Genomic DNA, 26,436 nt, shown 5'->3' with positions numbered 1-26,436 from the left:
TCAGGCGGCCGTCGCCCGCTTCGCGACATGGTCCTTCACAAGGCTCACCGCGGCATTGGCGTCGATGCCATACTCGACGCCGATCTGACGTCCCAGGCCGACATTCGCGGCAGCACCGCCGAACATCAGCAGGTACTTGTCGCCCTTGCCCTGCTCTTCGAGAAGCTGCTTAGTCTTCTCGACGTAGACAGACGAGGAGTTGGTCATCACCGACATGCCGATGGCGATGGCATTCTCCTTCTCGGCGGTCTCGACGAACTGCTCGGGTTTCACGTTCTTGCCAAGGTCGATGACGTTGAAGCCGTTCGCCTTGAGCATCAGGCACACCAGATTCTTGCCGATGTCCTGGGTATTGCCGCGCACCAGGCCGACCACCACGGTTCCGGTCGGGCCGTCGCCGTCGCCGGCGGCTTCGAGCAGCGGGGTCAGCACCGGCATCGCCTTGTCCATCGTCTTGGCGGCCTTGAGCATGTCCGTCACGAAGCGCTCGTTGCGCTCGTACATGTCGCCGACGATCTTCATACCGAGCGACAGGCCGTCAAAGACGATGTCCTGTGCGGTCATGCCCCGCTCGAGCCCCTTCTTCGTCCATTCGATGGCCTTTTCGCCGTCGTATTCCATGATCGCCTCGACCAGCTTCTGATTGACCTCCTCGACGGGTGAGAGATCTTCGCTGCGGGACTTCAACTTGGTGACGCTCTGGTCTTCCTCGGCCGAGGAGGACCGCTTGCCCGGATGTTTGGGATGGCCGGGAAGATAGACTTCCGAGAGATCTCCGAGCGCGGCGACATCCATCGGATACTTGATCTCGGCGCATTGCTGGATCATCGCGTGCATGTTCTCTTCGGGAATGTTCCAGTCGATGTCACAGCCCGGCATGCAGATGAAGCCACCGTTGTAGCCGACTTCGGCTGCCAGCTTCTTGACCTCGTTGCGCACGGCGTCGGTGGAGCCGTGCATCAGCGTGGAATAGGGGGAGAGCGTGCCCATCAGCGAAATCTGCCCCCCGATGGCCTGCTTGCACTTGTCCATGCCGGGATACATGTCGCCGTTGAAGTTGAGGCACCCGTTGCCGGCGATGTCGCGCCAGATTGGCTGGGTGAAGGTGCAGGTGTGGGTAAAGCCGATGCCCTTCAGATCCTCGTTGATGTAGCGGAACAGTTCCTTCTGATAGGGAAGCCCGTGCTCGCGATAGACCTCCGGCGGCAGGATGTCGGACGAGTTGAACGGATCGAGGATGTTGCACACGTCCGCCCCCGCCTCGAACATCATGCGGCAGACGTTCTTGACGATATCGAGCGCCAGTTTGGTCACCTCATGCGCATAGTCCGGATCGTCCGAGAGCAATTGCAGGAATTCCGATGACCCGGTCATGAGCTGCGCCGTGGTGATCGGGCCGCCGACCGGCGTGGGGATAGCATGGGTATCCTTCAGCCCCATTTTCACATAGGTGCGGATCTCGTCCTGGATGGCGCGAACGCGCTTCGACGGCTGGAAGCCCTCCTTCTCGTATTTCTCCTTGAAGCGGTAGAATGCCTCCTTCGTCGGCGTCGGATGGGTGACCAGCGAGGGCTGGGCATAGGGCAGATAGTCCAGTTCGCAGCCCGGAACGCATTCGACCGGGGTGAACAGATCGGTGCCCGCGATGATCACATCGCCGCCGAACTTGTCGAGCGACTTCTTCTTGGCATGGGCCTGTGCCTCGCCGTCGAGCAGAACCTCGTCCACGCGCACGCCGCCCTCGCGGATGCCGCGGGTCATGAGCAGCGGCACGACGGGCACCTGGTCGGGCAATTCGGTCATCGTGACGGCCGCGAAAACCCTTTCGCGGCTGGTCATTTGCTGTGCCATTCCATTTCCTCCCTGGTTCAGGCTTCAGACAATGCGCGGGCGGTCGCCGGACCGGCCCCGCATATCGGGAGCGGCGGCGTGCCGCGGCATCGTCCCGATCCGGATTTCTTGGAGTCCCAGTTCGGGCATCTGACAGCCCGACGCCTCGGCCGCCGCCCTGTCGATCACATGCTTGATCGGCCCGTATCTGCGCAGAGCCCTGAGATCTTCGGTCGAAAGCGCCCGGACAAAGGCTGCGCCGCGAAAGTTGTGCCGGGCGTCCTCGTAGCTGCCGATGCTGTCGATGGGCGCTACGATGCAGGGCGCGGCATTGGCGACTTCCTCGGAGAGGATCGCCAGCGCGGCACCGTCGGCGTTCTCCACCGCGCGACCGATGGCGGCGAGGTTGACCGGCCCGTGAAGGATCATGTCTTTGGGCAGTGCCTTGCGGACATCGGCCAAGATCATGTTCTTGGCGTAGAAATCGAGGTTCATCATGTCCACGCCCAGCTCCGCCAGATCGCCGCAGATCGACCGGATCGCGCCGCAGGAATGAAAGCAGAGCAAGGCGCCGGACTTGCGGCGCAGCCGGGTCAGCAAGGTCTGGAGACGTGGAAAGATGAAGTTGCGGAAATCCAGGTCGGACAGGTACATGCCGGATTCGAAGCCGAGATCGTCGCCATAGATGATCACGTCCGGATCTTCCGGCAGCGCTGCCAGCACCGCGTCATAGGAGGCCTCGATCGTGTCCAGCGCCCAGTCGAGCAGCGCGCTCGCGACGCGGAAATCCTCGGTCAGATCCGTCATGAACTGCCAGCCGTTGCGCAGCAGGAAACAGGTGTCGAGCAGGCCGGGGCAGGGCGCATCGAGTACCGTCATCAGCGCAGGCGTGTCCTGGGCAAGCTGTACGTGCTCGGGCAGCGCGGGGCGGGGATGGCGGGCCAGATGACCCCATTCGGCCTGCTCCAGAGGATGCCGAAAGGGCGCTCTGTTGCCCTCGTGTTCGAGCCAGGCGACGCCATAGGCATCGGTCAGCTCCTCCTCCTGCCGGCCGGGCCGCGGCCAAAGCGGTCCGACGCGCTGGAAGTCCGAGCCAAGCGCGGCACATTCACCGGCGGCGAGCGGCAGCGTCTCGTACACCGGATGCGCGACGTTGGGCACGTGGCGGCCAGGGATGGCGGTGGCGCGCACCGCGGTGAGCGAGCTGGTGCCGATATCGACCGGCACCCTCTCGCGCAGTGTCTGCGCCAGCATATGCGGTCCGGCGCTCATGCGGCCTTGGCCTCGGCCAGCTTGAACATCTTCAGCAGCGCGTGACCCTCGGGAAGCTGCTGGCCGTCCAGTTCCATCGCCGCGAAGCCGAGGAACACCTCGGCCGAACCGAGCGCATGGGCCATCGCGCGGGATTTCTCGATGATGCCGTAATGCAGGAAATCGCCCCCCGCCATGCGGCAGCAGACCATCGCCGTGGCGAGCGAGAGGTTGACGTAATCCTTGCCGAGCGAGTTGAGCCCGGTCCACTGCGGGAAGCAGTTGGAAAAGGCGCAGCCCGCGGGATAGCCGAATTCCTCACGCACCGCTTGGATGCCGCGCATCGCGATCCCGACCGAGGGCGCGTCCATCACCCCCAGGTCCACGATCGGGGAGTCGCAGCCGATTTCGTCGAGCATGGGCCGGAAATGGGAGCGGATCATCTCGATCGATCCTTCGGGCGTCGGATCGCCAACGTCATTGGCGAGGATCATCACGGCGGCGGGCTTGTGGCGCCCGAGCGCCTCGATCTCCTCGTCCTCGGTATCCTCGTTGAGCGAGGCAAAGATCGCGCGGTTGAGGATGCCCTTTTTTGCCGCGAACTCGAGCCCCGCGATGCGCACCTCGGCTTCGGTCGCATTGAGCAGCAGCGGCAGATCGGTCCGATCAGCGGTGAAGTCGATGAATTTGCAGAAGGCATCGGGATCCGAGCCGATCACGTCAAAGGCCATTTGGATGCCGTGGCGCCGGGCGAGTCCGTTGACCCGGTCGATCAAACCGGCGGCCTTTTCGGCGTTGAAGCTTCCCTTGAACGCATCTTCGACGATGGAATGATTGTCGTAGAAGATGCTTCCCACCGCGAGCCCGGTATGCGACCCGAGCGGTCCGCCCACGACACAATTTCCGATACGGACCGGCTTTGGCTCGGCCATGTGCTTTCCTCCCTGATATTTTCCGGGCTCCTCCAGCCCGATTCTTAAAGACAGACTAGTCTGTCTATTTACAAATGCAATACATCATTCCTGAGCGTGGAAGTTATTCGTTATTTCCTGCGCTTGATCGTTGGTCATTCGGAGGGCGATCTATGCCGATTTCTTTCGAAATCCGGCGCACAGACTTGTATTTCCGTCTCATCCCCCCTATTCCTCTGAGTCAGACGGACCCGTGCGACAGGCGGGTTCGTGACCGAACCGTATTGCAGAGGCGAAACCGACATGAGCGAAGGCCGATCCAGAGGCGCGCGGGACCGGATCCTCCGGTCCGCCTACAGGCTGTTCAGCAGCCGGGGAACGAACCAGGTCGGCATCGATACGATCCTTGCCGATTCCGGTTGTGCCAAGGCGAGCCTCTACAAGCATTTCGGATCGAAGGACGAGCTGGTGCTCGCCTTTCTCGAAATGCGCGAGGACATCTGGACCCGCGACTGGCTCGAAGCCGAGGTACGCAAGCGCTCGGCTGATCCGGTCGAGCGGTTGCTCGCGGTGTTCGATCTGTTCGACGAATGGTTCCACAAGCGCGATTACGAGGGCTGTGCCTTCATCAATGTGTTGCTGGAATGCGAGATGAACTCGCCGATCCACCGGGCGGCGGCGCGGCATCTCGGCAATATCCGGTCGATCATTTCGGGTTTCGCGCAGGATGCGGGGCTGGAACGGCCTCAGCAGTTTTCCGAGATGTGGCACATCTTGATGAAAGGCGCGATCATTTCGGCTTATGAGGGCAATCGGGAGGCGGCGCGCAGCGCCCGTATTGCCGCGGAGGCCGCGATCCTCGCCTGGCCGCGCAAGACGCAATCCGCCGTCGCTTGACAGACAGTTTCCGATCCGGATGGTGCGCACCACGCCTGTGGACAGCAGTTCGCCCGCGGCGCGGGAGACCGCCGCCTCCGACGGCATGCGTCGCGTGGCGATCTTATGCGACACGGTTGGGCAGGTCGCGGCCGGAAAAGAACGCGTCGAGGTTGTCGACGACCATCATCCCCATCGCCTCCCGTGTCCGGTCCGTAGCGCTGCCGAGGTGGGGCAGCAGCACGGCGTTTTCCATCAGCGTCAGAGCGGCGGGCACCGAGGGCTCTCCGTCGTAGACATCGAGGCCCGCGCCGCCGAGCCGCCCCTCGGCCAGCGCCGCGATCAGCGCTGCCTGGTCGACCACATCTCCTCTAGCGGTGTTGATCAGCATCCCCGCGGGCCCGATCAGCGACAGGCGGCGGGCGTCGATCACATGGCGGTTCGACCCACCGCCGGGGATGTGCAGGGAGACGATGTCGGCCGCCTCCAGCACTGCGTCGATGCAGTCGAGCCGCGTGGCGTCGAGCCCGGCCATCTCCTCGGCGGGCGGAAGGCTGCGGTTGTAATAGACGATCTTCATGCCGAACCCCGCCTCAGCCCGGCGGGCGGTCGCGCGGCCGATGCGCCCCATGCCGACGATACCCAGCACCCTGCCGCCGATCCGTGTGCCGATCAGATGCGTCGGCCGCCAGCCGGTCCAGCGTCCGGCCCGCAGTTCGCGTTCGCCCTCGCCCGCGCGCCGCGCGAGCATCAGCATGAGCGTCAGCGCCAGATCGGCGGTGCAATCGGTCAGGCAACCAGGCGTGTTGCTGACCACCACTTCGGCGGCGCGCGCGGCGTCGAGATCGATATGGTTCACGCCGACCCCGTAGTTGCCAAGCATCCGACCTCTGGGCACGCCGGCGAAGACCTCCGCCGGCAGCGCGTCGCTGACCGTAGGGCAGACGGCGTCAAAGGTCCGCAGCGCCGCACCGATCTCGGTGGGGCTCATCGGACGATCCTCCGCGTTAAGGGTGGCGTCGTAGCTTTCCGCCAGCCGCCGCTCCACGGCGGCCGGCCATCTCCGGGTCAGGAGGATCTGAGGCCGTGCCATCGCCGGATCACGCCGCGGTCATCTGTCCGGACAACACGGCCTCGACCGTCTCGCCGAACGCCGCCGGATGAGGGACGATCGTATGACCCGCCTCGCGGATGATCTCCACCTTCTCCTGTGCGGACTCGCCAAAGGCCGAGACGATGGCGCCGGCGTGGCCCATGCGCTTGCCCTTGGGTGCGGAGAGCCCGGCCACATAGGCCATGAGCGGCTTTTTCATGTGCTCACGCGCCCATTGCGCGGCCTCGGCTTCCTGCGGGCCGCCGATCTCGCCGATCATGACCACGGCGTCGGTGCCCGGATCCTGCTCGAACAGTTCGAGGATATCGCGGAAGGATGAGCCGTTGATCGGATCGCCGCCGATGCCGACCGAGGTCGACACGCCGATGCCCCGCGCCTGCATCTGCGACGCGGCCTCGTAGCCTAACGTGCCCGAGCGCCCGACGATGCCGACCCGTCCCGGCGTGTAGATGTGACCGGGCATGATGCCCATCATCGCCTGTCCGGGAGAGATCACTCCGGCACAGTTCGGTCCCACCAGCCGCATCCGGTTCTCGAACCGGTAGCGACGCATGTAGCGTTTGACGCGCATCATGTCCTGCGCGGGGATGCCGTCGGTGATGCAGACGCAGAGCCTGATGCCCGCATCCGCCGCCTCCATGATGGAATCCGCGGCGAAAGGCGGCGGCACGAAGACCAGCGACGCCTCGGCGCCGGTTTCCTCGATCGCGCCCTTCACCGTGTTGAAGACCGGCAGGTCCAGATGGGTGCCGCCGCCCTTTCCCGGCGTGACCCCGCCCACGACATTGGTGCCGTAATCCACCATCTCGGCGGCGTGAAACGATCCGATGCGTCCGGTGAATCCCTGGATGATCACCGGGGTCTTGCCGTCAATCAGAATGGCCATGTCCGTTCTCCTTTCATGCCGCGTTCGCGGCGGTGGTCTTCCACGCTCTGACGGCCGCCTCCGCAGCTTCCGCCAGCGTGTCGGCCACCACCACCCGAGGCGCCTTTTCCCGAAGGATCGCCTTGCCTTCCTCGACCTTCGTGCCCGAGAGACGCACGATCAGCGGGATCTCGACGCCCACCTCCTCGAGTGCCTTCACCACGCCCTCGGCCACCCAGTCGCAGCGGTTGATGCCGGCGAAGATATTCACGAGGATCACCTGCACCTTCTCGTCGGCCAGTACCGCGCGAAAGCTCTTTGCCACACGCTCGGGGCTGGCCCCGCCGCCGATGTCGAGGAAATTTGCGGGCTCGCCGCCGGCGATCTTGATCATGTCGAGCGTCGCCATGGCGAGGCCGGCGCCGTTGATGATGCAGCCGATGTTTCCGTCGAGCCCGACATAGCTCAGTCCCCGGTCGGAGGCGAAGGTCTCGCGCGGATCCTCCTGGCTTTTGTCGCGCAATTCGCTGATCTCGGCCCGGCGGAACAGGGCGTTTTCGTCGAAGCTCATCTTGCAGTCGAGCGCGATCAACTCGTCATGGGAGACGACCAGCGGGTTAATCTCCAGCATCGACGCATCGAAGTCGCGGAACACCCGGTAGCAGCCGATCAGGGTCTCGACGGCCTTGCCGATCAGCGCGCCATCGAGTCCGAGGCCGAAGGCGATTTCACGCGCCTGGAAGTCCTGCATCCCGAGGCCGGGGTCGACGATGGCGCGCACGATGCTGTCGGGCACGCGTTCCGCGATCTCCTCGATCTCCATCCCGCCGGAGGAGGAGGCGACGATCATGATCCGTTCGGCCGAGCGATCGAGCACGAAGCCGAGATACAGCTCGCGGCCGATCGGCACTGTCTCCTCGATATAGATCCGGCTGATGAGCTTTCCGGCAGGGTCGGTCTGCTGCGTCGCGAGGCGGCGGCCGAGCAGCTTGTCGGCGGCGGCCTCCACATCCTTCTCGTCATTGCAAAGGATGACCCCGCCCGCCTTGCCGCGTGCGCCGGAATGGATCTGCGCCTTGACCACCCACCCGTTGCCACCAATCTCGGAGGCGCGGTAGGCTGCCTGTTCGGGGCTGTAGGCGAGCCCGCCGCGGGGCAGTCTGATGCCGTGCGACGCCAGCAGTTCCTTGGCCTGGTATTCGTGGATGTCCATGGCTTATGCCTCCTCCATAGTGCCCTTGATGGCCGCGTCCACGGCGAGGACGTTGCGCGCCATCCGTTCGGAGGCGGCGTCGATCATCTTGCCGTCGAGCGAGGCTGCGCCGCGCCCCTGCGCTTCGGCCTCCTTCAGCGCCACGATGATGCGCCGCGCGCGCTCGACCTCTGAGGCGGGCGCAGAGAATTCCTCGTTCGCCAGCGCGATCTGGTCGGGATGGATGGCCCATTTGCCTTCGATCCCCAGTGCCGCGCCGCGTTTGCAGGCGGCGCGGAAACCTCCGGGATCCGAGAAGTCCCCGAAGGGCCCGTCGATGGGCCGCAGCCCGTAGGCGCGGCAGGCGACCGTCATGCGCGACAGGGCGGCGTGCCACTGGTCGCCGGGATAGTTTTCGTTCAGCCCGCCGATGTTGACGGTGCGCGCCTTGGTGAAGGCGGCATAGTCGGCAACGCCGAAATGCAGCGCCTCCAGCCGCGAGGGGGCGGCGGCGATGGCTTCGACATTCCCCATGCCGAGCGGCGTCTCGATCAGCGCCTCGAGTCCGACCTGGTGGGAATAGCCCCTGGCCATCTCGATCTGGTTGCACAGGGCCTCGACCATATAGACATCCGCAGGCACGCCGACCTTGGGGATCAGAAACATGTCGAGCCTGTCACCCGCCTGTTCCATCACGTCCACCACGTCGCGATACATGTAATGGGTGTCCAGACCATTGATGCGCACTGAAATGGTCTTACCCTTGGCCTTCCAGTCAATATCGTTCAGCGCCCCGATGACATTGCGGCGGGCCTGCTCCTTGTCTGGCGGGGCCACCGCGTCCTCGAGGTCGAGAAAGATCACGTCCGCGGCACTTTGGGCGGCCTTTTCGATCATGCCGGGATTGGACCCCGGCACTGCAAGCGTGCTGCGCTGGACGCGTAGCCTGCGCAAGGTGTGGATGGTATGGCTCATGTCTCTGCTCCCGCTCCTCGGTCAGGCCGCCTCGGCGATCTTGCCGGCTGGCGTCCTGGTGAAATGGTCAATCGCGGCCCCGACGCCCGAGCCCGGCTCGATGGCGATGCCGCTGTCGATCATCGCCATTTCGGCGACCGCCAGCGCGGTGTTCACCATGCCTTCGTTAAGCCAGCCCAGATGGCCGATGCGGAAGACCTTGCCCATCACTTTGGACAGCCCCGTGCCGAGCGAGGTGTCGTAGGCGGTATAGGCCCGCGCGATCACGTCGCGCGCGTCCACCTCCTCCGGCACCACGACGGCGCTCACCGTGTCGGACTGCCATTTCTCCTCTGCCGCGCAGAGCTTCAGGCCCCAGGCGTCGATCGCGGCGCGCACGCCCGAGGCGAGCCGGTGATGCCGGGCCCAGACCGTTTCGAGCCCTTCCTCCAGCAGTATGTCGCAGGATACGTCGAGCCCGCGCAGGAGCTGGGTGGCCGGGGTATAGGGGAAATAGCCGTTATCGTTATGGGCCATCATGTCCTCGAAGGAAAAGAAGGTCCGCGGAAAGCCGGCCCGCTTGTGCGCATCGAGCGCCCATTTCGAGATTGACAGGATCCCGAGCCCCGCAGGCAGCATGAAGCCCTTTTGCGATCCCGAAACGCAGCAATCCACGCGCCACCCTTCCTGATCGAAGGGGATCGAACCCACCGAGGAGACGCCGTCGACCATCAGCAGCGCGGGGTGGTCGGTCTCGTCCAACGCCTTGCGCACTGCGCCCACGTCCGAGGTGACGCCGGTTGCCGTCTCGTTGTGGGTGACGAAGACAGCGGCATATTCCCGTGCCCTGTCGGCACGCAGCCGCTCGGCGTAGGCTTCTACCGGCACGCCTTCGCCCCAGGGGCGGTCGATCACGTCGACGTCGAGGCCGAGCCGCCGCGCCATGTCGACCCAGAGATGCGAGAACTGTCCAAAGCGGCTCATCAATACCTTGTCGCCGGGGCTGAGCGTGTTCTGGATGGCCGCCTCCCATGCCCCGGTGCCTGAGGACGGATAGAGAAAGACCCGGCCGGTCTCGTTGCGGAAGACCTGCTTGACCTTCTCGAAGAGCGGGATCGTCAAATCTCCGAAATCGGGTGCGCGCATGTCCTGCATCGGCACGTTCATGGCCATCCGCACGCGTTCGGGCACATTGGTCGGTCCCGGAATGAAAAGGTGATTGTAGCCTGCCATGGCTGGTCCTCCCTCGGACTGATGCGATTTCCGCTTGTACCAGCATGGCGTTCCCGCCCCGCCCGGCAAACACTCGCCCGGACAGGATCTGCGGCCCCGTGGGGCGAAGACGCACTACCCGTTCGGGCGCTGCCTATGCCTCGGATTCGCGGGAATAGATCGCCACCGCCATCGCGCGGTTCCTGACCCCGAGCTTTTCGTAGAGGTTCTTGAGGTGGTATTTCACCGTGTTCTCGGAGATGCCCGTGCGATTGGCGATCTGCTGATTGGTCCAGCCGCGCGCCAGCACCGACAGCAACTCCCGTTCCCGCACCGTTAGCTGGGACAGAGGATTGTCGTTGATCGTCGAGACATCGATGAAGGGCACGCAGATCCGCCCGTTGGCCACCGCGTGCAGCGTATCGAACAGCACCGACGGATCGTCGAACTGATAGCAATAGCCATAGGCGCCGAGCCGCACCGCTTGACGGATCGTTCCGAGATCGCGTTTGTTGGAGAAGATCACCACTCTCGTGTCCTGTTCACGGCGGCGAATTTCTTTCAGCACTTCGGTCGCGCTCATGTCCGCCAGTTGCCAGGCCAGCACCGTCAGATCGCCCGCGATGCCCTCTCCGTCGAGGAAGGCGCGACCGTTCTCCGTCGTTCCCGCCAAACTGAACCTCGGATCCCTGGCGAAGAGCACCTCCAACGCAGATACGACCAGCGGGTTAGGTTCGACCAGAAACACCTTGTAAGGGGCAGTTTCGCCCCTGATCGCCTCGTCCATTCATATCCTCCCTCCGGCGCGTCCGGCCGGTCCGCTGCAAGCATGACTAAAACAGACCAATCTGTCTATTCATAACTCTTCTGGTCTGATGGGCGCAGACGGCTGGAATACCGCGTTTCAACCGGAACAATGGCCTTAATCGTGGAATTGGTAATGAAGAACTACCCGTTTGGGTGGCTATACTTTCCCTGTTTCTCCAACAATAAAGACAGAGCTGTCTATTCTGATGGCGCGCTGGGATACCGGCGTTCAGGAGGAGACTGCGCGTGACCCGGCGATCCGGCGCGCGCACCGGGCCGAAAGCGGCGGCGGGCCTGTCCGGGCCCGCCGGTGGTGGGAGCCGGAAGGAAAAGGGCACAAGTATCAGATGACCGACCAGATTCTCACGCTCAAATGCGTCAATCGCCCCGGAATCGTCCATGCCGTCTCGGGCGTGCTGGCCGAGGCCGGCGGCGATATCACCGAGGCGCGGCAGTTCGACGATCCGCTGACCGGCAATTTCTTCGCGCGCATCTCCTACCGCGTGCCCGGCGACGGCGGTCCCGTGCGCGAGGGCATGGCGGAGCTCGGCGACCGACTCGGCCTCGACTGGAGCGTGACAGATGCGGCCCACCGGCCGAGGGTGCTCATCCTGGTTTCAAAATTCGACCACTGCCTCGCCGATCTTCTCTATCGGCAACGCATTGGCGAATTGCCTGCCGAGATCGTCGCCATCGGCTCCAACCATCCCCGTGAGGCGCTGGGCCTGCCGATGAACGACGACATCCCCTATCACCACCTGCCGGTCACGGCGGGGACCAAGCCGCAGCAGGAGGCGCGGATCAAGGCGCTGGTGGAGGAGACGGGCGCAGAGCTCATTGTGCTCGCGCGCTACATGCAGATCCTGTCGGATGATCTCTCGGCATGGCTCTCGGGGCGCTGCATCAACATCCACCATTCCTTCCTGCCCGGCTTCAAGGGAGCCAAGCCCTACCATCAGGCGCACGTGCGTGGCGTGAAGATGATCGGCGCGACAGCGCATTACGTGACCGAGGATCTCGACGAAGGGCCGATCATCGCGCAGGACGTGGAACACGTCACCCATGCCGATACGCCCGACGACCTCGTCCGCAAGGGTCGGGACATCGAGCGCCGGGTGCTGGCGCGGGCGGTGGACCTGCATGTCCAGCGCCGCGTGTTGATGAACGGCAGCAAGACCGTGGTCTTCGCCAAATGATGCGCTGCGGGACCAGTGAGGGAAGAGAGGCCATGAGTGCGAGGATCATCGACGGCAAGGCCTTTGCCGCGCAACTTCGCCGGCGGGTCGCCGCGGAGGTGGATCGGATCAGGTCCGGGGCCGGTGTGACCCCAGGTCTCGCCGTGGTGCTGGTGGGCGATGATCCCGCCAGCCAGGTCTATGTGCGCGCCAAGGGTCGCCAGACCGTCGAGGTGGGGATGGAGAGCTTCGAGCACCGGCTCCCCGATACCACGTCGGAGGCGGACCTGCTGGCGCTGATTGGACGGCTCAACGCCGATGTCCGCGTTCACGGCATTCTCGTACAATTGCCCCTGCCGCCACAGATCGACCCGGCGCACGTGCTCGACGCCATTTCCCCCGAAAAGGACGTGGACGGGTTCCATGTGGTGAACGCGGGACGGCTGTCGACAGGCCAGGAGGCGATGGTGCCCTGTACGCCGCTCGGCTGCCTCATGATGCTGCGGGCCGAGCTTGGCGTGCTGGCGGGCAAGCGCGCGGTGGTCGTGGGCCGCTCCAACATCGTCGGCAAGCCAATGGCGCAACTGCTGCTGGCCGACGACTGCACGGTGACCATCGCCCACAGTCGGACGCGGGATCTGCGGGCGGTGGTCCGTAGCGCCGATATCGTCGTGGCTGCCGTCGGGCGTCCGCGGATGATCCCCGGCGACTGGATCAGGCCGGGTGCCACCGTGATCGACGTGGGCATCAACCGCATCGCGGCAGGCGGCAAGACCCGGCTGGTGGGGGATGTCGACTACGACGGCGCGGCGGACGTGGCGGGTGCGATCACTCCTGTGCCGGGCGGGGTCGGTCCCATGACCATTGCCTGCCTGCTGTCCAACACGCTGACGGCCTGTTGCCGCATTCACGGCCTTCCGGCTCCGGATCTGGGGAACGCCTGAAACGGCGGCCGGGGAAATACGCGCCGGCGCCCTCAGTAGATCGGGAATGCCGCGAGCAGGTCGAGTACCGTCCTGCGCACCCGCGCCTCCACGGCGCCGTTGCCTTCCTCGCCCAAGGCGGCGAGCCCGTCGACGACGTCGAGGATCAGCGCGCCAATCTCGCGGATTTCCGTCTCCGCAAAGCCGCGCGTGGTCACGGCCGGGGTTCCGAGGCGCACGCCGGAGGTGACCGCGGGCGGCTGCGGGTCGAAGGGAATGCCGTTCTTGTTGCAGGTGATATGCGCGCGGCCGAGCGATTGTTCGACGGCCTTGCCGGTCAGTCCCTTGCCGCGTAAGTCGGTCAGCATCAGATGCGTGTCGGTCCCGCCGGAGACGATGTCGATCCCGCCGCTGGCCAGCACCTGCGACAGGATCGCAGCATTGGCCACGACCTGCGCGGCATAGTCGCGGAACTCTGGCGTCAGCGCCTCCCCGAAAGCCACCGCCTTAGCGGCGATCACATGCATGAGCGGCCCGCCCTGGAGCCCCGGAAAGACGGCCGCATCGAGCTTCCTGCCCAGATCCGGGTCGTTGCAGAGGATCAGCCCGCCGCGCGGGCCGCGCAGCGTCTTGTGGGTGGTCGAGGTGACCACATGGGCGTGGGACAGGGGGCTCGGATGCACGCCGCCCGCCACGAGGCCGGCGAAATGCGCCATGTCGACCATGAGCTTCGCGCCCACCGAGTCCGCGATCTCGCGGAACGCGGCGAAATCGATGTGGCGGGCATAGGCCGATCCTCCCGCGACGATCAGCGCCGGACGGTGGTCGCGGGCCAGCTTCGCGAGCGCCTCCATGTCGATGCGGTGATCGTCCTGCCGCACGTCGTAGGCGACGGCGTTGAACCACCTTCCCGACTGGTTGACCCGCGCGCCATGCGTCAGATGGCCGCCCGCGGCGAGGTTCAGCCCCAGAAAGGTGTCGCCCGGTTTCATCAGCGCCATGAACGCGGCCTGGTTCGCCTGGCTGCCGGAATTGGGCTGCACATTGGCCCAGGCGCAACCGAACAGCGCCTTCGCCCGCTCCAGCGCCAGCGTCTCCGCCTCGTCAACCACCTGACAGCCGCCATAGTAGCGCCGGCCGGGATAGCCCTCGGCATATTTGTTGGTCAGCACGGTGCCCTGCGCCTCCATCACCGCCCGGCTGACGATGTTTTCCGAGGCGATCAGCTCGACCTCGTCGCGCTGGCGTCCGAGTTCGCGCCCGGTGATGGCAAAAAGCTCGGGGTCGCGCGTCGCGAGGCTTTCGGAAAAGAAGGCGCGCTGCGGCGTTTGTCCTGTATTGGAGATATGCATCTGGTCCTCCCTTTCAGCCGGTCCAACCCAGACCGGTGGATATGACGTGTATGGTCATCAGCAGCGCGTCGACATCCTGTTTCGGCGCGGCCTCGTGCCCGCCGGCGGCGCGCACGTCGCGCAGCAGTTCAACCTGCATGCGGTGCAGCCCCGCCATCTGTGCGCGCGATCCCTCGATGCGGTCCCGGAAGAGCGGAAAGCGGCAGCAGGGCGCGGCCTCGCCCGTCAGCTTCAGGATCATGTGGCAGGCCAGGTCATGTTCGGCCTGGACCTTGCCCAGTACGGCGTTGCGCAGCGCCGCGTCGGGCACCAGCCCGGCGTACTCCCCCGCGATCACCATGTCGGACTGCAACAGCAGCTTTTCCGCCTCGTCCACGACAAGCCGGAACAGCGGCGAGCGTTCGAACATCATGTGCAGGACGGACCAGCCCTCGGCGCCGCGCACGTCGGTGAAGGCCCGCATGGCCGAGCCGATGCCGTACCAGCCGGTCAGCATGTGGCGGTTCTGGCTCCAGGCGAAGACCCACGGGATCGCCCTCAGTGCGTCGAGGTCGCGTTTGCCCCCGGCAAAACGCCGCGCCGGTCGCGAACCGATCTTGAGCAGGCCCAGTTCGTCCACCGGGCTCGCCTCGTGGAAATAATCGGCGAACCCCGGCATCCGGACGAGGTTGAGATAGGCCACGTGACTCACCCCCGACAGGGCTTCAAAGGCCTCGTCCTGCTCGACCGGCGGCGCGGCGTCCCGTGTCCGGGCCGGCAGGCCGAGCGTGTGCGACAGGACCGCCGCAGCCAGATATTCCAGATTGCCGAGCGCGGTGCCCCGGTTGGCGAACTTTGCCGACACGATCTCGCCCTGTTCGGTCACCCGCAACTGGCCGTCGACCGTCCCGGCCGGCTGCGCGGCGATGGCCCGACTCGCCGGTGCGCCGCCCCGGCTGACCGAACCGCCGCGACCGTGGAAGAAGCGCAGCCGCACGCGATGCCGTGCCGCCACCCTGTGCAGCGCCGTCTGGGCCCGCGACAATTCCCAGTTGGAGGTGAGAAACCCGCCGTCCTTGTTGCTGTCGGAATAGCCGAGCATGATCTCCTGGCAGCCGCCGTTGTCACGCACGGCGCGCAGGACGAGGCGCTGCGACAGCAGTTTTTCAAGAATGCCCGGTGCGGCGCGCAGGTCGTCGATGGTCTCGAACAGCGGCACGATCTGGATCGGCGGCACGGCATCGGTTGCCGCGCCCGGTGCTGCGCTGCACCAATGCGCCATGAGATAGGCGGCAAGGATGTCCTCGGCGGAGGTGGTCATCGACAGCACGAAGGTCGACAGCGCCTCGCGGTCGCGCTGCCGTACCTCGGCGATCAGCCGGAAGAGTGTGATCGTCTCGCGCGTTTCTTCCGACAGCCCGTCCCGGACGGAGAGGTCGGGAACCGCCTCCCGGAACGCGCACCCGAGGCGTTCGCTCCAGCGAGGATCCTTCGGCGTGGTGCCGAGCAGTTCGGCCACCGCGCGGTTGATGACCGTGACGTTCTGGCGGATGTCAAGCGCGACGGCGTGGAACCCGAAGGCCCGCACGCGGCGCAGCAGCGGCACGACCTTGCGGCGGGCGATGCGCGCGCCGCCCGCTGCCTCCAGCGCCGCGCAAAGCTCGCCCAGCAACTCGGCCAGATGCCGGGGATCCGAGAAGGGCACGGCGCCGTTTTGGCCCATCGTGGCTTCGAGCCGGTACAGCAGCGCGTTGGCATATTGGCGGAAGGGTTCGCCGGGATTGCGGTCGCGGAGCCTGTCGGCATCGGCGCCGCAGGCTTCGATCTGTGCAGCCAGCCGCGGGCCGAACCAGTCGGGCAGCGCAGCGACGCTTTCACCGACCGACAGGTCGCGCCCGAGTTCGGCCAGGAGCGGACGATAGGAGGCGAGCGCCGCCCGCCGGCAGCTTTCCAGCGCCTGCCGTGTCACCTCCGCCGTCACATGGTGGTTGCCGTCCCGGTCACCGCCGATCCACGAGGCGAAGCGCAGGAAGCGATCGGGCAGGGCATCCCCTGTACCCTCCGGCAGGGCAGCCTGCAACGTGTCGTGCAGCGTTGGCAGGGCGGCGAAGAGCACCTGATCGAAGAAATGCAGCCCCCACGCGACCTCCTGTGCGACGGAGGGTTTTTCCAGCCGTAGCTCTCCGGTCAGCCAGAGCAGTTCCACCTCGGCGGCGAGCGCGTCCCGGTAGCCGGCTTCCTCCGAGGACGCCCAGTGACGTGTCAGCAGATCGGTCAGGCGGCGGTAGATCCGGCGGTGAATTTCCAGAACGGTCACGCGCTTGGTCTCGGTCGGATGTGCCGTCATGGTCGGTGCGATCCTCAGGCTCCCGACGGCTTTCCCGATCTTTGCCGGGCTGTATCCGCCGCGCGAGGCCTCGGTCAGAACCTGCGCAAAGCTGCCCGGAATGGCTGCCGCGCCGGAAAGACGCTCGACCTCGCGGCGATGGCGCATCGCCTCGAATTCCTGGGCGATGGCCCTAAGCTGATGCCAGGCACCCACCGCCTGAAGGGCGGCGAACCGCGTGTGGCGCGGTACGGCGGCGACGGGCGTCTCGCCGGAGATCAGCGCGGCAAGCCCGGCGACTTGTCGGCCGGCAACATCGAGGAAACACGCGCGCAGAACGGCTTCGGCTCCGGTCGCGGGAGGGGTGCCGGCTTCGAACTCCGACAGCAGCGGGCCAGGGGGCCTGAGGTTTTCAAGCGAGCGGGTCATGGTGCCATCACAGCGAATTTCACGCCGGCTGACCAAATCCGTTCGCATAAAATCTCGCCGCCGAACGGGGAGATTCCGCTTACCCGTTCGGACAAGGCGCAGTTGCGGCTCGGTTCGAGAACGTGATCGCTGCTTCCAACCTGCGTGCTCGGGCACGGCGTCGGCGGATGATGCAGCGTTGTGCAGGACACGGGGCCCTCGGGGTGGCTTCGATAATCTGTGCTCCGGCTCAGACCCGGAACTGAACTCAATGTGATCTAGCTGTCCTGAGACAGCCTTCTGAACGCGCCCCCCATCGATTCGAAGTCGAACCGAACGTTCATTCTCCGATCGCCAATAAAACAGGCTGATGAAAGAGCGGCCTGTTGAAATAAAAATTTCAGAAGCCGCGTCGCATCGACAGCCGAACTCGGAAAATGCCGCCGTCCGTCGCGTGCTCCGTTCCGGCCATGACTAAAAAAATCCGCCATACCCCGCGAAGTGTTTCAAACGCGTGCCCGAAAATACTGCACAAATTTTGTTCGGCATGCCCCTGCTCCCGGTGCCTGTCCCCTGCTTCTTGTTGAAATTTTTATTTCCGGAACGCTCCTTTGGCCCATCAGAAATTAAGGCCGATACCATGACCGCGTCCCGCAAGATCCCCGAGAATACCCGCCTGGAGAAGCTGCTCGATGGCTTCCGGCCCGACTTCGACTTCACGCTGCCCGACCCGTTGCCAGAATCCGAATTTGCCGACCGCCTGCGCCGCATTCGCCGTGCGGCCACTGTCGCAGGCCATGACGTCACCCTCGTCCATGCCGACAGCATCGGTTCCTATCGCACCTCGAACATGTACCTGCGTTACATCTGCGACTGGACGCGCGAGGGCGTGCTGGTGATCCCGACAGACGACGACAAGCCGCTGACGATGTTCTCGATCTTCTCGAGTTCGGTGCTGCTGCCGCCGGAGGGCGAGCCGGTGCTCGTCGAGGATATCTGGCAGGTCGGGACTTGGGGGCGCGAGACATACAATCGGCCCGGCCGCACCGCCGACCGGGTTGCCGAGGCGGTCGCCGGGTTCCTCGAGCGCGAAGGCTTTGCCGCCTCGCAGGTCGGCCTTTTCGGGGACGGCACCTCGGCCCCGTACTGGGCGGGACTGAAGGCGCTCCTGCCACGCAGTCGCTTCGTCGAGGACAGCGGCATCATCGAGCGGATGCAGCGCCGCCGCAGCAAGGCCGAGCAGGGCCTGATCCGTGCCGCGACCCAACTCGCCAGCATCGGCATGCAGGCCGCCTATCACGTCACCCGGCCAGGAGTGACCGATCACGAGATCTACGCCGCCTTCACCTTCGCCCAGATGGCGCGCGGCGGCGAATGGGGGGACGGCTACCAGATCGGCATCAACCGCTTTGGCACCGCCTGCGGCAAGCCTTACGGCCATGTCGTGCGTCGCGGCGACATCATCAACCTCTATATTTCCGGCGTTTCCTGCCGGGGCTATTCCTCGCAGATCACCCGGATGATCGCGGTCGGCGAGATCACCGACACGCAGGAGGAGGTGCTTGCGATGTGCGTCGAGGGCGTCGAGGCCGCCGCCGCGCGGATCCGCCCCGGTGCGCTGGTCTCGGAACTCGCCGATGCCTCGTTCGAACCCTATATCCGGCGCGGCTACCTCGCCTCCGCCGACAGTCGCACCATGCCCTACAACTGGAGCGCCAACGAGGACGGCAGCCCCCGCCTTGTGCCACGGCGCCATGTTCATGACGAGGACTGGGAGCGGCAGGGCCGCAAGATGATGCATGTCTGGCCCGCCACGAAAGGCCCGCACAATCCCAATGTGGGCCATTCCGTCGGCATCCAGAAATTCATCCCCTACAACATCCAGTCGAACAACCACGACAGGCTGGAAGAAGGCATGACCTTCGTGCTCCATGCCCAATGGCTGGAACCCGAGGTTGCCGGCTGCAATGTCGGCGATTGCTATCTCGTGACGGAAACCGGGGCAGAGAACCTCAGCCATCACACGCCGCTGGCGCCGTATCGCGTCGCGGTCTGATCCGAACTGCCAACGAAATCCAACAGGAGCCCATCATGGACAACAAAATCAGTCGCAGACGACTTTTCGCGGCGGCGTTTCTTCTCTCCGCGGCCGTCACGCCGATGTCGCTCTCCGCGCAGGAGCCGGTTACGCTGGTGATCGCCAATTCCCAGTGGCTCGACGCGCTGCGGGGCGAGAACCTCTGGGCCGCGGTCAAGGCCTATGAGGCAACGCAGCCCGACGTCGTGCTCGAACAGGAAGCGATCCCCTCGGCCCAGTTCGCCGACCGGATCATCACCGAGATGGGGGCGCGCCAGGGCCCCGACATCGTCATCGCGCAGGAGGGGGTGTTCTATTCGCTGGCCGACGCCGGTTTCCTCGTCGACATCGGTGCCGCGACGGAGGGCGTCGACCTCAACGGCACGGCCGAGAACGGGGTGATCGACGGCGTGACGCTGGGTGTGCCGTGGCAGCGCGCGGTCTATGCGCTGATCTACAACAAGGCACTTCTCGAGGAGGTCGGTGCCGAAGTGCCGACCGACCTCGATGGGCTGATCGCCTCGGCACAGCAGGTCCAGACCAAACCCGGAGCGATCGGTTTCACCGCCCGCCACCAGATCAGCGACTTTTCCGGCTGGTTCATGGACTTCCAGAACTGGGCGTATGGCTATGGCGTGAACTGGGTGGATGACGAGGGCAATCTGACCATCGACACGCCTGAGGCGCAGGACGCGATGGCGGCATTCAAGAAGCTTTATGACGCCGACGTGATCCCGGTCGGCGACGACATGCCAACCCAGAGGAACCGCTTCAAGCAGGAGCAGGTCGGTTTCAGCCTCGACAATTCGGGCGGCACGCTCAACATCGGCTCGGGCGGCCCGCTGCCGTCGGCCGACCTGATGGCCGCGCGGCTGCCATTCCCGCAGCCCGGCGCACACCAGCAGCTCTTCGTCAGCGTGAGCGACCATTCCGAACACAAGGATGAGGCGATCGCCTTTCTGTCCTGGCTGATGTCACCCGAAGGCCAGGACAGCCTGCGCGCGGCTTCGGGCCCGGATGCGCTGGCGACCGACGTCCCTGTCGATCCCGATTTTGTCGCAGCCAACCCTTGGGCGCCGACGTTCGACGAACTTGCGAAGACCTCGCGTTCCACCCTGATCCCCGGTTACGAGGTCGAGACGCCGCAGATCATGCGCCCCGTCATGGAAGCGCTGGAGAAGGTGATCCTCGCCGGCGTCAGCCCCTCCGACGCGTTGGCCGAGGCGCAACAGCAGGTCGATGGCCTGTTCTGAGCCCAGCGTCAACGCTCTCAACCACCGGCAGGAGAATGGCATGACCCGCCACCCTCGAGATCATCTGGCCTTCCGCCGCCTCGGCCGTGGCTTCCTTCCCTATGCCTTCATGGCCCTGCCGGTGGTCTATCTCGGAATCTTCATGTTCTGGCCTCTTGGCCGACAGATCTGGCTCAGTCTGACGCGCACCCGGCTGACCAATCCGAACAACAGCACCTTTGTCGGTATGGACAACTACGAGCGATTGTTCGCCAGCGGCGATTTCTATTCCTCGCTCGGGATTACCGTCATCTACTCGGGTGTCGTGGTGATCGTGGGGGTCGCGCTCGGAATGATATCGGCGCTCGCGCTGAATCGGCCCTTTCCGGGACGCTCCGTTGTCCGCGCCGTCCTGCTGTTCGGCTGGGCGGTGCCCAATGTCGCCTCCGCGCTGATCTGGCTCTGGATCTTCAACGAGCGGTCGGGCGTCCTCAACCGGATCGTGACCGGCCTTGGCCTCGACCGGATGTCCTGGTTGACCTCGACGGATCTCGCCTTGCCTTCGGTGCTTGTGGTGACGATCTGGCAGGTCGCTCCCTTCGTCATGCTGGTGATGCTGGCGGCGCTGCAATCCGTGCCCGAAGAGGTGCAGGAGGCGGCCCGCGTGGATGGCGCGGACCGGCTCAACGTGTTTCGCCATGTCACGCTGCCGCATGTCATGCCGATGCTCCAGCTCGTCTCCCTGCTTGTCACTGTCTGGTCGATCCGGCGCTTCGACATCATTTACCTGATGACCGGCGGCGGCCCCGTGGGCAGCACAAGTACCCTGATCGTGCGGCTGCGCCAGATCGCCTTCGAGAATTACGACCTCGGCCTCGCAAGCGCCTATGGCGTGATCGGGCTGATCCTCGCGCTGGCGGTGGCAGCGGTCCATGCCACGTTTTCGCGCCGCCGAGCGAAAGGAGCCGCCCAATGATCTCCCGCATTTTCTCCCGCGCCGGATGGATCGCGCTCGTCGTGGTGCTGCTCGTGTTCGGCGGTTTTCCGATCTACTGGATGGCCTCGACCGCGCTCTCCGCCAATTCCGAGCTTTACAGCACGGGGCAGGTGCCCTGGCCCCAGCCCGGCAATCTGCCGCAGCTCCTGCGCGACATGGCGGATGTGCCGGTTCTGAGCTGGATGGCCAACACCCTCGTCGTCGCCGTCGGCACCACTGTGCTCAGCCTGCTCCTCGGGGCGCTGGCAGGCTATGCGCTCAGCCGCTTCCGCTTCCATGGCAAGGGGCTCATCGGTTTCTTGCTGTTCATGACACAGGTGGTCCCCGAGGCGCTGATCGTGGTGCCGCTCTACGCGATCTTTATCACGCTTGGCCTGCTGAACAGCCTGTGGGGGCTTGTGCTCGCCAATGCCGCCTTCTCGCTTCCCGTCGCAACCTTCATCGTCAAGGGGGCGATCGACGTCATCCCCTACGAGATCGAGGAGGCGGCCGCCGTCGACAACTGCCCGCGGATGAGCGTGCTGACGATGATCCTGTTGCCGATCATCGCGCCGTCCCTCGCGGCTGCGGCGGTGATGTCGTTCTTTTCCGGCTGGAACGAATATCTTTTCGCGGCCACCTTCCTGATGGACAAGGAGCTCTGGCCCGCAAGCGTCGGTCTTGCTTCCTTCATCGGCCAGTACGAAACCCCCATGACCGCCGTCATGGGCACGGCGCTGTTGTTCAGCGTGCCGGCCATCATCTTCTTCCTCCTGATCCAGCGCAAGATCGTCGCCGGGATCTCCTCGGGCGCAGTCAAGGGCTAAAGTCATGCCGAAAATCACTCTCTCAAACATCGCCAAGCACTACGGCACGACCCAGGTGATCACCGATTTCAACGCCACGGTCGAGGACGGGGAATTCCTCGTCCTGCTCGGTCCCTCGGGCTGCGGCAAGTCCACGCTGCTTCGGATGATCGCCGGGCTGAGCGAGGTCAGCCGGGGAACCGTCGCCTTCGACGGCACGCCCGTCAACGACTGGACGCCGGGCGAGCGCGGCATCGCCTTCGTGTTCCAGTCCTACGCGCTCTATCCGCATATGTCGGTGCGCGCCAATATCGCCTTCCCGCTGGTGATGGACAATTTCCGCGGGTGGCACCATCTGCCGCTCGTCAACGGCATGATGCGCCGGCACCTGATGCGCCGCCCGGACATTGCCGAGAAGACCGAGCGCATGGCCCGGCAACTCGAGTTGACCGCCTATCTGGACCGTCGCCCGGCCAATCTTTCGGGCGGCCAGCGCCAGCGCGTCGCGCTCGCCCGCGCACTGGTGCGCGACCCGCAGCTCTATCTGCTCGACGAGCCACTCTCGAATCTCGATGCGAAGCTGCGGGCGCAGATGCGCTCGGAAATTTCCGCCCTGCACCAGCGCGTCGGCAAGACCTTCATCTATGTCACCCACGACCAGATCGAGGCCATGACGATGGCGACCAAGATCATCGTCATGGACAAGGGCAGGATCCAGCAGATCGGCACCCCCGACGACATCTACGAGCGCCCCGCCAACACCTTTGTCGCCCGCTTCGTCGGCGCGCCGCCGATGAACCTGCTGCCGGTTGCGGCGGAGGGTGCGCGGCTCTCCTTGCCAGGAGGCCAGAGCTGGAACCATGACGGTGCGGCGCCACAGGGGCGGGTCATTCTGGGTATGCGCCCGGAGGACCTGCGTCCGGTCGAGGCGACCGATCCCGCGGCACGTTTGCATGGCGAGGTCGTTCTTGTGGAAAAGCTGGGCCCCGAGACCGTCATCGGCTGCCGCCTCGGTCCGGACGATGTTCAATCGCTGGGCGAGGGCGACCTGTTCTTCGTGCGGGTGCAGGGCAACCCCGGCATCGCCCGAGGCGATACCCTCGCCCTCGCCTATGCCCCCGACCGGGCCCGCTGGTTCGATCCCGACACTGGCGACGCGATCGCCCCCAACTGAGAAGACCCATGGAAAGATTTCACGTCACCGCCACTGGCCACAGCCTGAACTACCTGCCCGAATATGTGGCCAATCATCTCGGATATTTCGAGGAGGAGAACCTCGCCGTCAGCGCGACCGTGCCGAGGCCCTGGGATCTCGTGCTCGACGACCTGCGCGACGGCCGCGCCGAGGCCGCGCTCGGCGGCATCTGGGTGCCTTCGATGTATCTCGGTCGTGCCGACCGGTTCACGCCCTTCGCGCAGGTCTCCGCCCGCGCGCCGCTGGCGCTCGTCGGCCGGGAGGCGGCCGAGGCCTTCGACTGGGCCGCGATGCCCGGCAAGGTGGTCGCGATGAAGGGCTCCAACGGCGCAAGCGTCGGGCTGTATTTCAAGCTGGTGCTGCGTGAGAACGGCATCGACCCGGCCGGCGTCGGCTTCATTCAGGATCTCGACGGCGTGATGCTGTCCGAGCTGTTCCTCGGCGGCATGGGAGACTACCTGATGGTTGACTACCCCACGGCGCTTCGCCTTGAGCGACAGGGCGGCTGCCATATCGTGCAACCGTTTCCGATCAGCGGGGGGCCGATCCCGTGGAGCGTGTATTACGCCCGCGGCGAAAGCACGCCGGAACGACAGGCACAGCAGACCCGCTTCTGCCGCGCGCTCGGTCGGGCGATGGGGTGGATCTGCGAGACGGATCCCGAGGATTACGTTGATTTCCTCGACACGACCTTTCCCGCATTTCCCGCGGATCTCCTCGTCGGTGCGGTGCGCACATATGTCGCGCAGGAAATGTGGACGACGCCGCGGATCGAACCTTTGGGATATGCGCGCTGGCAGGGCGGCATCGCGGCCGGCCATCTCGTTGCAGAGCCCTTGCCCTATGACACGCTTATCGACCCGGTTCCCACCGCGGCATGGGCCTGAGCCATGCGGATCGCCGTCATCAACCCCAACACCACCGAGGCCATGACCGAGGCCATCGGCGTGGCAGCGGCGCGCGCCGCCGCGCCAGGCACGACGATCCTCGCACGCCAGGCCACGCGCGGTCCCGAGGCGATCGAGGGACCGTTCGACGGGGCGCTCTGCCTGCCGGGCCTGCTCCAGGCGATCAGGGGGGCCGAGGCCGAGGGCGCGGACGCCCATGTCATTGCCTGTTTCGACGATACCGGCCTCGATGCCGCCCGTGCGCTGTCGGAGCGGCCGGTTCTTGGCGTGGGGGAGGCGGCGATGCATCTTGCGAGCCTCGTCTCGCAGCAGTTCTGCATCGTCACGACCCTGTCACGCTCGGTGCCGACGCTGCGCCAGAATGTTCGCCGATATGGTTTCGCCGACCGTTGTCCGCAGATCCTCGCGAGCGATATTCCCGTGCTGGAGTTGCACCGCCCGGAAAGCGGCGCGCGCGAAAAGCTGGCCGCGATGATCCTTGCCGCGCGTGACCGGGGCGCCGAGGCGGCGGTTCTCGGCTGTGCCGGCATGGCCGACTTCGCCGCCAGCCTGACGGAAGATCTCGGCCTGCCGGTGATCGACGGGGTGGATGCCGCCGTGCGCCTCGCGGAGACACTGGTGGGCGCAGGGCACAGACCCTCGAAGATCGGCGGATGGGCACGTCCCGCCCGCGTCGCGCTGCTCGACGCGTTCTAGCTACGCACCGGGGTTGAGACATCGTCGAACAGTGTCACCATCCGGTCAATCCGGCGGAATCTCTCTGCGCTGTCCTCACCGAGCTGATATGCGACCGCCCAGGCGAGATAGTCGATAATCGGAAGCGCGGCTGCGAAGGAATTGAACGGGGAGGGCACGCGGCAGCGGCAGCGGATCACCCTTTGCGCGGCCCGCGCACTTTCCAGGGCGCTGACATCCGTCAGAAGCATCGTGGAGGCACCGGCCCTTTCCAACTCCCGCAGCATCCCCGCCAGCATCCGCGGCCGGCGGCGGAACGCCACCACCAGGACCGCGTCTCCTGCTCCGACCGAGGAGAGGTCGGCGGCGAGCGAAGTCCCCGTGCCGGGCAGCACCCGCACGCCGCTTTTGACCAGGCTGAAATAATGCCCTGCAACATGCGCGATGCCGTAGCCGTTGCGCAGCCCGATGATCCAGAGCGTCCGTGCCTCGCAGATCGTGTCGCGCCAGCGGTCGAGCTCATCCGTTGGCAGGCTCTCCATCGTGCTACGGATATTGTTGAGTGTGGCCTGTAGCAGAGGGGCCACCGCAGGTGTTCCGGAACCGCTGATCGACTGACGCGAATCCACCAGCCCCGCCTGTGGCGATCCCCAGTGGTTTTCCTCCCGGATCCGCCGCTTGGCTTCGGGATAGGACTCATAGCCGAGTTCCCGGAACAACCGGGCTGCCGTTGCCGTGGAGACACCGGCCTCCCGCGCGAGTTCGGCTGCGGTATAGAGCGGCAGGTCCATTTGGTGCAACAGCAGGATGTCGGCCATCCGCCGCTCTGCCGTTGACAGGTCCGGGTAGGCATCGTGGATCCGCGCTTCGAGCGAGCGCGCATCGTCCGGTGGTCGGAAAGGTGGATCGGTCGGTTCCATGCGGAGTCACCTTACCCTTCCTGCCCACCGTATGATATACCGCTTTTTGCACCGCCATCTTCTTATGACGGGACGAACGGCGCTTTCAAGTGTCGGGACGGAACCGGGGCTGGCCGGACCGATGTGGACTTGCAAGAGGGGCGAAAGGTATCAGCCCGTGCGCTCGATCCGGGACGCCACGATTTCGTTGAGCACGGACAGGCGCGTCCCTTCCGGGGCTTCGGCCGTTTTTTCCAGGGCGTGAATGTCTGCTTGAAAGGCCATGAACGTCTGTTCGAACTCCTCGCTCGACAGCGGTTGGCGTTCATGCCGGTCGACGAAATTCTCCGCGCTCGTCGCGAGGTAATAGAAGGCCGCGGCGTGGTCGGGCTCTTTGAGCGCCTGCGCATATGCGGCTTTGGCAGCCGCGGCATAGGCATGGATGCTGCGGCCTTTTTCGGTGGCCAGATCGAGAAGGAAGGTGAACATGAAA

Annotated in this window: 23 protein-coding genes; 10 read left to right on the top strand and 13 right to left on the bottom strand. The window is 65.2% G+C overall.

From position 1 onward, the window contains the following. The 3 genes from P73_RS20000 to P73_RS19990 are packed head-to-tail and all read right to left on the bottom strand — an operon-like array spanning position 1 to position 4,013. Positions 1 to 1,851, bottom strand: coding sequence for an MtaA/CmuA family methyltransferase (locus tag P73_RS20000; RefSeq protein ID WP_043870957.1), 1,851 nt, complete (start codon positions 1,849 to 1,851; stop codon positions 1 to 3). 24 nt (positions 1,852 to 1,875) lie between these two features. Further along, positions 1,876 to 3,102: a uroporphyrinogen decarboxylase family protein gene (locus tag P73_RS19995; RefSeq protein ID WP_082033310.1), complete on the bottom strand. Its 1,227-nt coding sequence runs from the start codon at positions 3,100 to 3,102 to the stop codon at positions 1,876 to 1,878. Then, positions 3,099 to 4,013, bottom strand: coding sequence for a tetrahydromethanopterin S-methyltransferase subunit H family protein (locus P73_RS19990; RefSeq protein ID WP_043870956.1), 915 nt, complete (start codon positions 4,011 to 4,013; stop codon positions 3,099 to 3,101). Before P73_RS19990 ends, P73_RS19995 begins: the two co-directional genes overlap by 4 nt. 282 nt (positions 4,014 to 4,295) lie before the next feature. On the opposite strand from P73_RS19990, the gene P73_RS19985 reads away from it, so the two are divergent. Beyond that, a complete protein-coding gene (locus P73_RS19985; protein ID WP_043870955.1) occupies positions 4,296 to 4,889 on the top strand; it encodes a TetR/AcrR family transcriptional regulator in 594 nt (197 codons plus the stop codon). Between the two features lie 103 nt (positions 4,890 to 4,992). Here P73_RS19985 and P73_RS19980 read toward each other — a convergent pair whose 3' ends face one another. The 6 genes from P73_RS19980 to P73_RS19955 form a co-directional block, all read right to left on the bottom strand. Beyond that, positions 4,993 to 5,961: a 2-hydroxyacid dehydrogenase gene (locus P73_RS19980; RefSeq protein WP_043870954.1), complete on the bottom strand. Its 969-nt coding sequence runs from the start codon at positions 5,959 to 5,961 to the stop codon at positions 4,993 to 4,995. Positions 5,962 to 5,968: 7 nt separating this feature from the next. After that, positions 5,969 to 6,868, bottom strand: a complete 900-nt coding sequence (gene sucD, locus P73_RS19975; protein WP_043870953.1) for a succinate--CoA ligase subunit alpha — start codon at positions 6,866 to 6,868, stop codon at positions 5,969 to 5,971. 13 nt (positions 6,869 to 6,881) lie between these two features. Then, positions 6,882 to 8,060, bottom strand: coding sequence for a malate--CoA ligase subunit beta (locus P73_RS19970; protein WP_043870952.1), 1,179 nt, complete (start codon positions 8,058 to 8,060; stop codon positions 6,882 to 6,884). A gap of 3 nt (positions 8,061 to 8,063) precedes the next feature. Continuing rightward, on the bottom strand, positions 8,064 to 9,014 hold the full coding sequence (locus P73_RS19965) for an HpcH/HpaI aldolase/citrate lyase family protein (protein WP_043870951.1): 951 nt from the start codon (positions 9,012 to 9,014) through the stop codon (positions 8,064 to 8,066). Between the two features lie 21 nt (positions 9,015 to 9,035). After that, the gene (locus P73_RS19960) at positions 9,036 to 10,226 is read right to left on the bottom strand and encodes an aminotransferase class V-fold PLP-dependent enzyme (RefSeq protein ID WP_043870950.1); all 1,191 of its coding nucleotides are present in this window, start codon (positions 10,224 to 10,226) and stop codon (positions 9,036 to 9,038) included. 133 nt (positions 10,227 to 10,359) lie between these two features. Next, positions 10,360 to 10,992 (bottom strand): LuxR C-terminal-related transcriptional regulator, encoded by a 633-nt coding sequence (locus P73_RS19955; RefSeq protein WP_052453441.1) that lies wholly within the window; start codon positions 10,990 to 10,992, stop codon positions 10,360 to 10,362. Positions 10,993 to 11,359: 367 nt separating this feature from the next. Here P73_RS19955 and purU point away from each other — a divergent pair, with 367 nt between their 5' ends. After that, the gene (purU, locus tag P73_RS19950) at positions 11,360 to 12,208 is read left to right on the top strand and encodes a formyltetrahydrofolate deformylase (RefSeq protein ID WP_043871989.1); all 849 of its coding nucleotides are present in this window, start codon (positions 11,360 to 11,362) and stop codon (positions 12,206 to 12,208) included. Positions 12,209 to 12,240: 32 nt separating this feature from the next. Then, positions 12,241 to 13,131: a bifunctional methylenetetrahydrofolate dehydrogenase/methenyltetrahydrofolate cyclohydrolase FolD gene (folD, locus tag P73_RS19945; protein ID WP_043870949.1), complete on the top strand. Its 891-nt coding sequence runs from the start codon at positions 12,241 to 12,243 to the stop codon at positions 13,129 to 13,131. 32 nt (positions 13,132 to 13,163) lie between these two features. Here folD and glyA read toward each other — a convergent pair whose 3' ends face one another. Beyond that, positions 13,164 to 14,462 carry a serine hydroxymethyltransferase gene (glyA, locus tag P73_RS19940; protein ID WP_052453440.1) on the bottom strand — a complete coding sequence of 433 codons (1,299 nt, stop codon included), beginning with the start codon at positions 14,460 to 14,462 and terminating at the stop codon, positions 13,164 to 13,166. Positions 14,463 to 14,475: 13 nt separating this feature from the next. Further along, positions 14,476 to 17,196: a phosphoenolpyruvate carboxylase gene (locus P73_RS19935; protein WP_043870948.1), complete on the bottom strand. Its 2,721-nt coding sequence runs from the start codon at positions 17,194 to 17,196 to the stop codon at positions 14,476 to 14,478. Between the two features lie 619 nt (positions 17,197 to 17,815). On the opposite strand from P73_RS19935, the gene P73_RS19930 reads away from it, so the two are divergent. From P73_RS19930 to P73_RS19900, 7 genes are read left to right on the top strand one after another with little or no spacing between them, the layout of a single operon-like run. Then, complete coding sequence (locus tag P73_RS19930; protein ID WP_043870947.1) at positions 17,816 to 19,231, top strand: M24 family metallopeptidase; 1,416 nt, start codon at positions 17,816 to 17,818, stop codon at positions 19,229 to 19,231. 35 nt (positions 19,232 to 19,266) lie between these two features. After that, on the top strand, positions 19,267 to 20,505 hold the full coding sequence (locus P73_RS19925) for an ABC transporter substrate-binding protein (protein ID WP_043870946.1): 1,239 nt from the start codon (positions 19,267 to 19,269) through the stop codon (positions 20,503 to 20,505). Between the two features lie 40 nt (positions 20,506 to 20,545). After that, on the top strand, positions 20,546 to 21,460 hold the full coding sequence (locus P73_RS19920) for a carbohydrate ABC transporter permease (RefSeq protein ID WP_052453439.1): 915 nt from the start codon (positions 20,546 to 20,548) through the stop codon (positions 21,458 to 21,460). Further along, positions 21,457 to 22,287 (top strand): carbohydrate ABC transporter permease, encoded by an 831-nt coding sequence (locus P73_RS19915; protein ID WP_043870945.1) that lies wholly within the window; start codon positions 21,457 to 21,459, stop codon positions 22,285 to 22,287. The genes P73_RS19920 and P73_RS19915 overlap by 4 nt, the downstream gene beginning before the upstream one ends. Before the next feature lie 4 nt (positions 22,288 to 22,291). Beyond that, the gene (locus P73_RS19910) at positions 22,292 to 23,440 is read left to right on the top strand and encodes an ABC transporter ATP-binding protein (RefSeq protein WP_043870944.1); all 1,149 of its coding nucleotides are present in this window, start codon (positions 22,292 to 22,294) and stop codon (positions 23,438 to 23,440) included. Between the two features lie 8 nt (positions 23,441 to 23,448). Continuing rightward, positions 23,449 to 24,348: an ABC transporter substrate-binding protein gene (locus tag P73_RS19905; protein WP_043870943.1), complete on the top strand. Its 900-nt coding sequence runs from the start codon at positions 23,449 to 23,451 to the stop codon at positions 24,346 to 24,348. 3 nt (positions 24,349 to 24,351) lie between these two features. Continuing rightward, on the top strand, positions 24,352 to 25,065 hold the full coding sequence (locus tag P73_RS19900) for an aspartate/glutamate racemase family protein (RefSeq protein ID WP_043870942.1): 714 nt from the start codon (positions 24,352 to 24,354) through the stop codon (positions 25,063 to 25,065). Here P73_RS19900 and P73_RS19895 read toward each other — a convergent pair. Together P73_RS19895 and P73_RS19890 are read right to left on the bottom strand one after the other, a co-directional pair. Next, positions 25,062 to 25,964 (bottom strand): MurR/RpiR family transcriptional regulator, encoded by a 903-nt coding sequence (locus P73_RS19895; protein WP_043870941.1) that lies wholly within the window; start codon positions 25,962 to 25,964, stop codon positions 25,062 to 25,064. The genes P73_RS19900 and P73_RS19895 overlap by 4 nt on opposite strands. Before the next feature lie 150 nt (positions 25,965 to 26,114). Then, positions 26,115 to 26,432, bottom strand: a complete 318-nt coding sequence (locus P73_RS19890) for a hypothetical protein (RefSeq protein WP_043870940.1) — start codon at positions 26,430 to 26,432, stop codon at positions 26,115 to 26,117. Positions 26,433 to 26,436 lie beyond the last annotated feature (4 nt).

It is taken from the genome of Celeribacter indicus, from assembly GCF_000819565.1.
In the GTDB taxonomy this organism is placed as follows: Bacteria; Pseudomonadota; Alphaproteobacteria; order Rhodobacterales; family Rhodobacteraceae; genus Celeribacter; species Celeribacter indicus.
The sequence above is the reverse complement of the archived record's forward strand: the minus strand, read 5'-3'. Positions and strand labels throughout refer to the sequence as shown.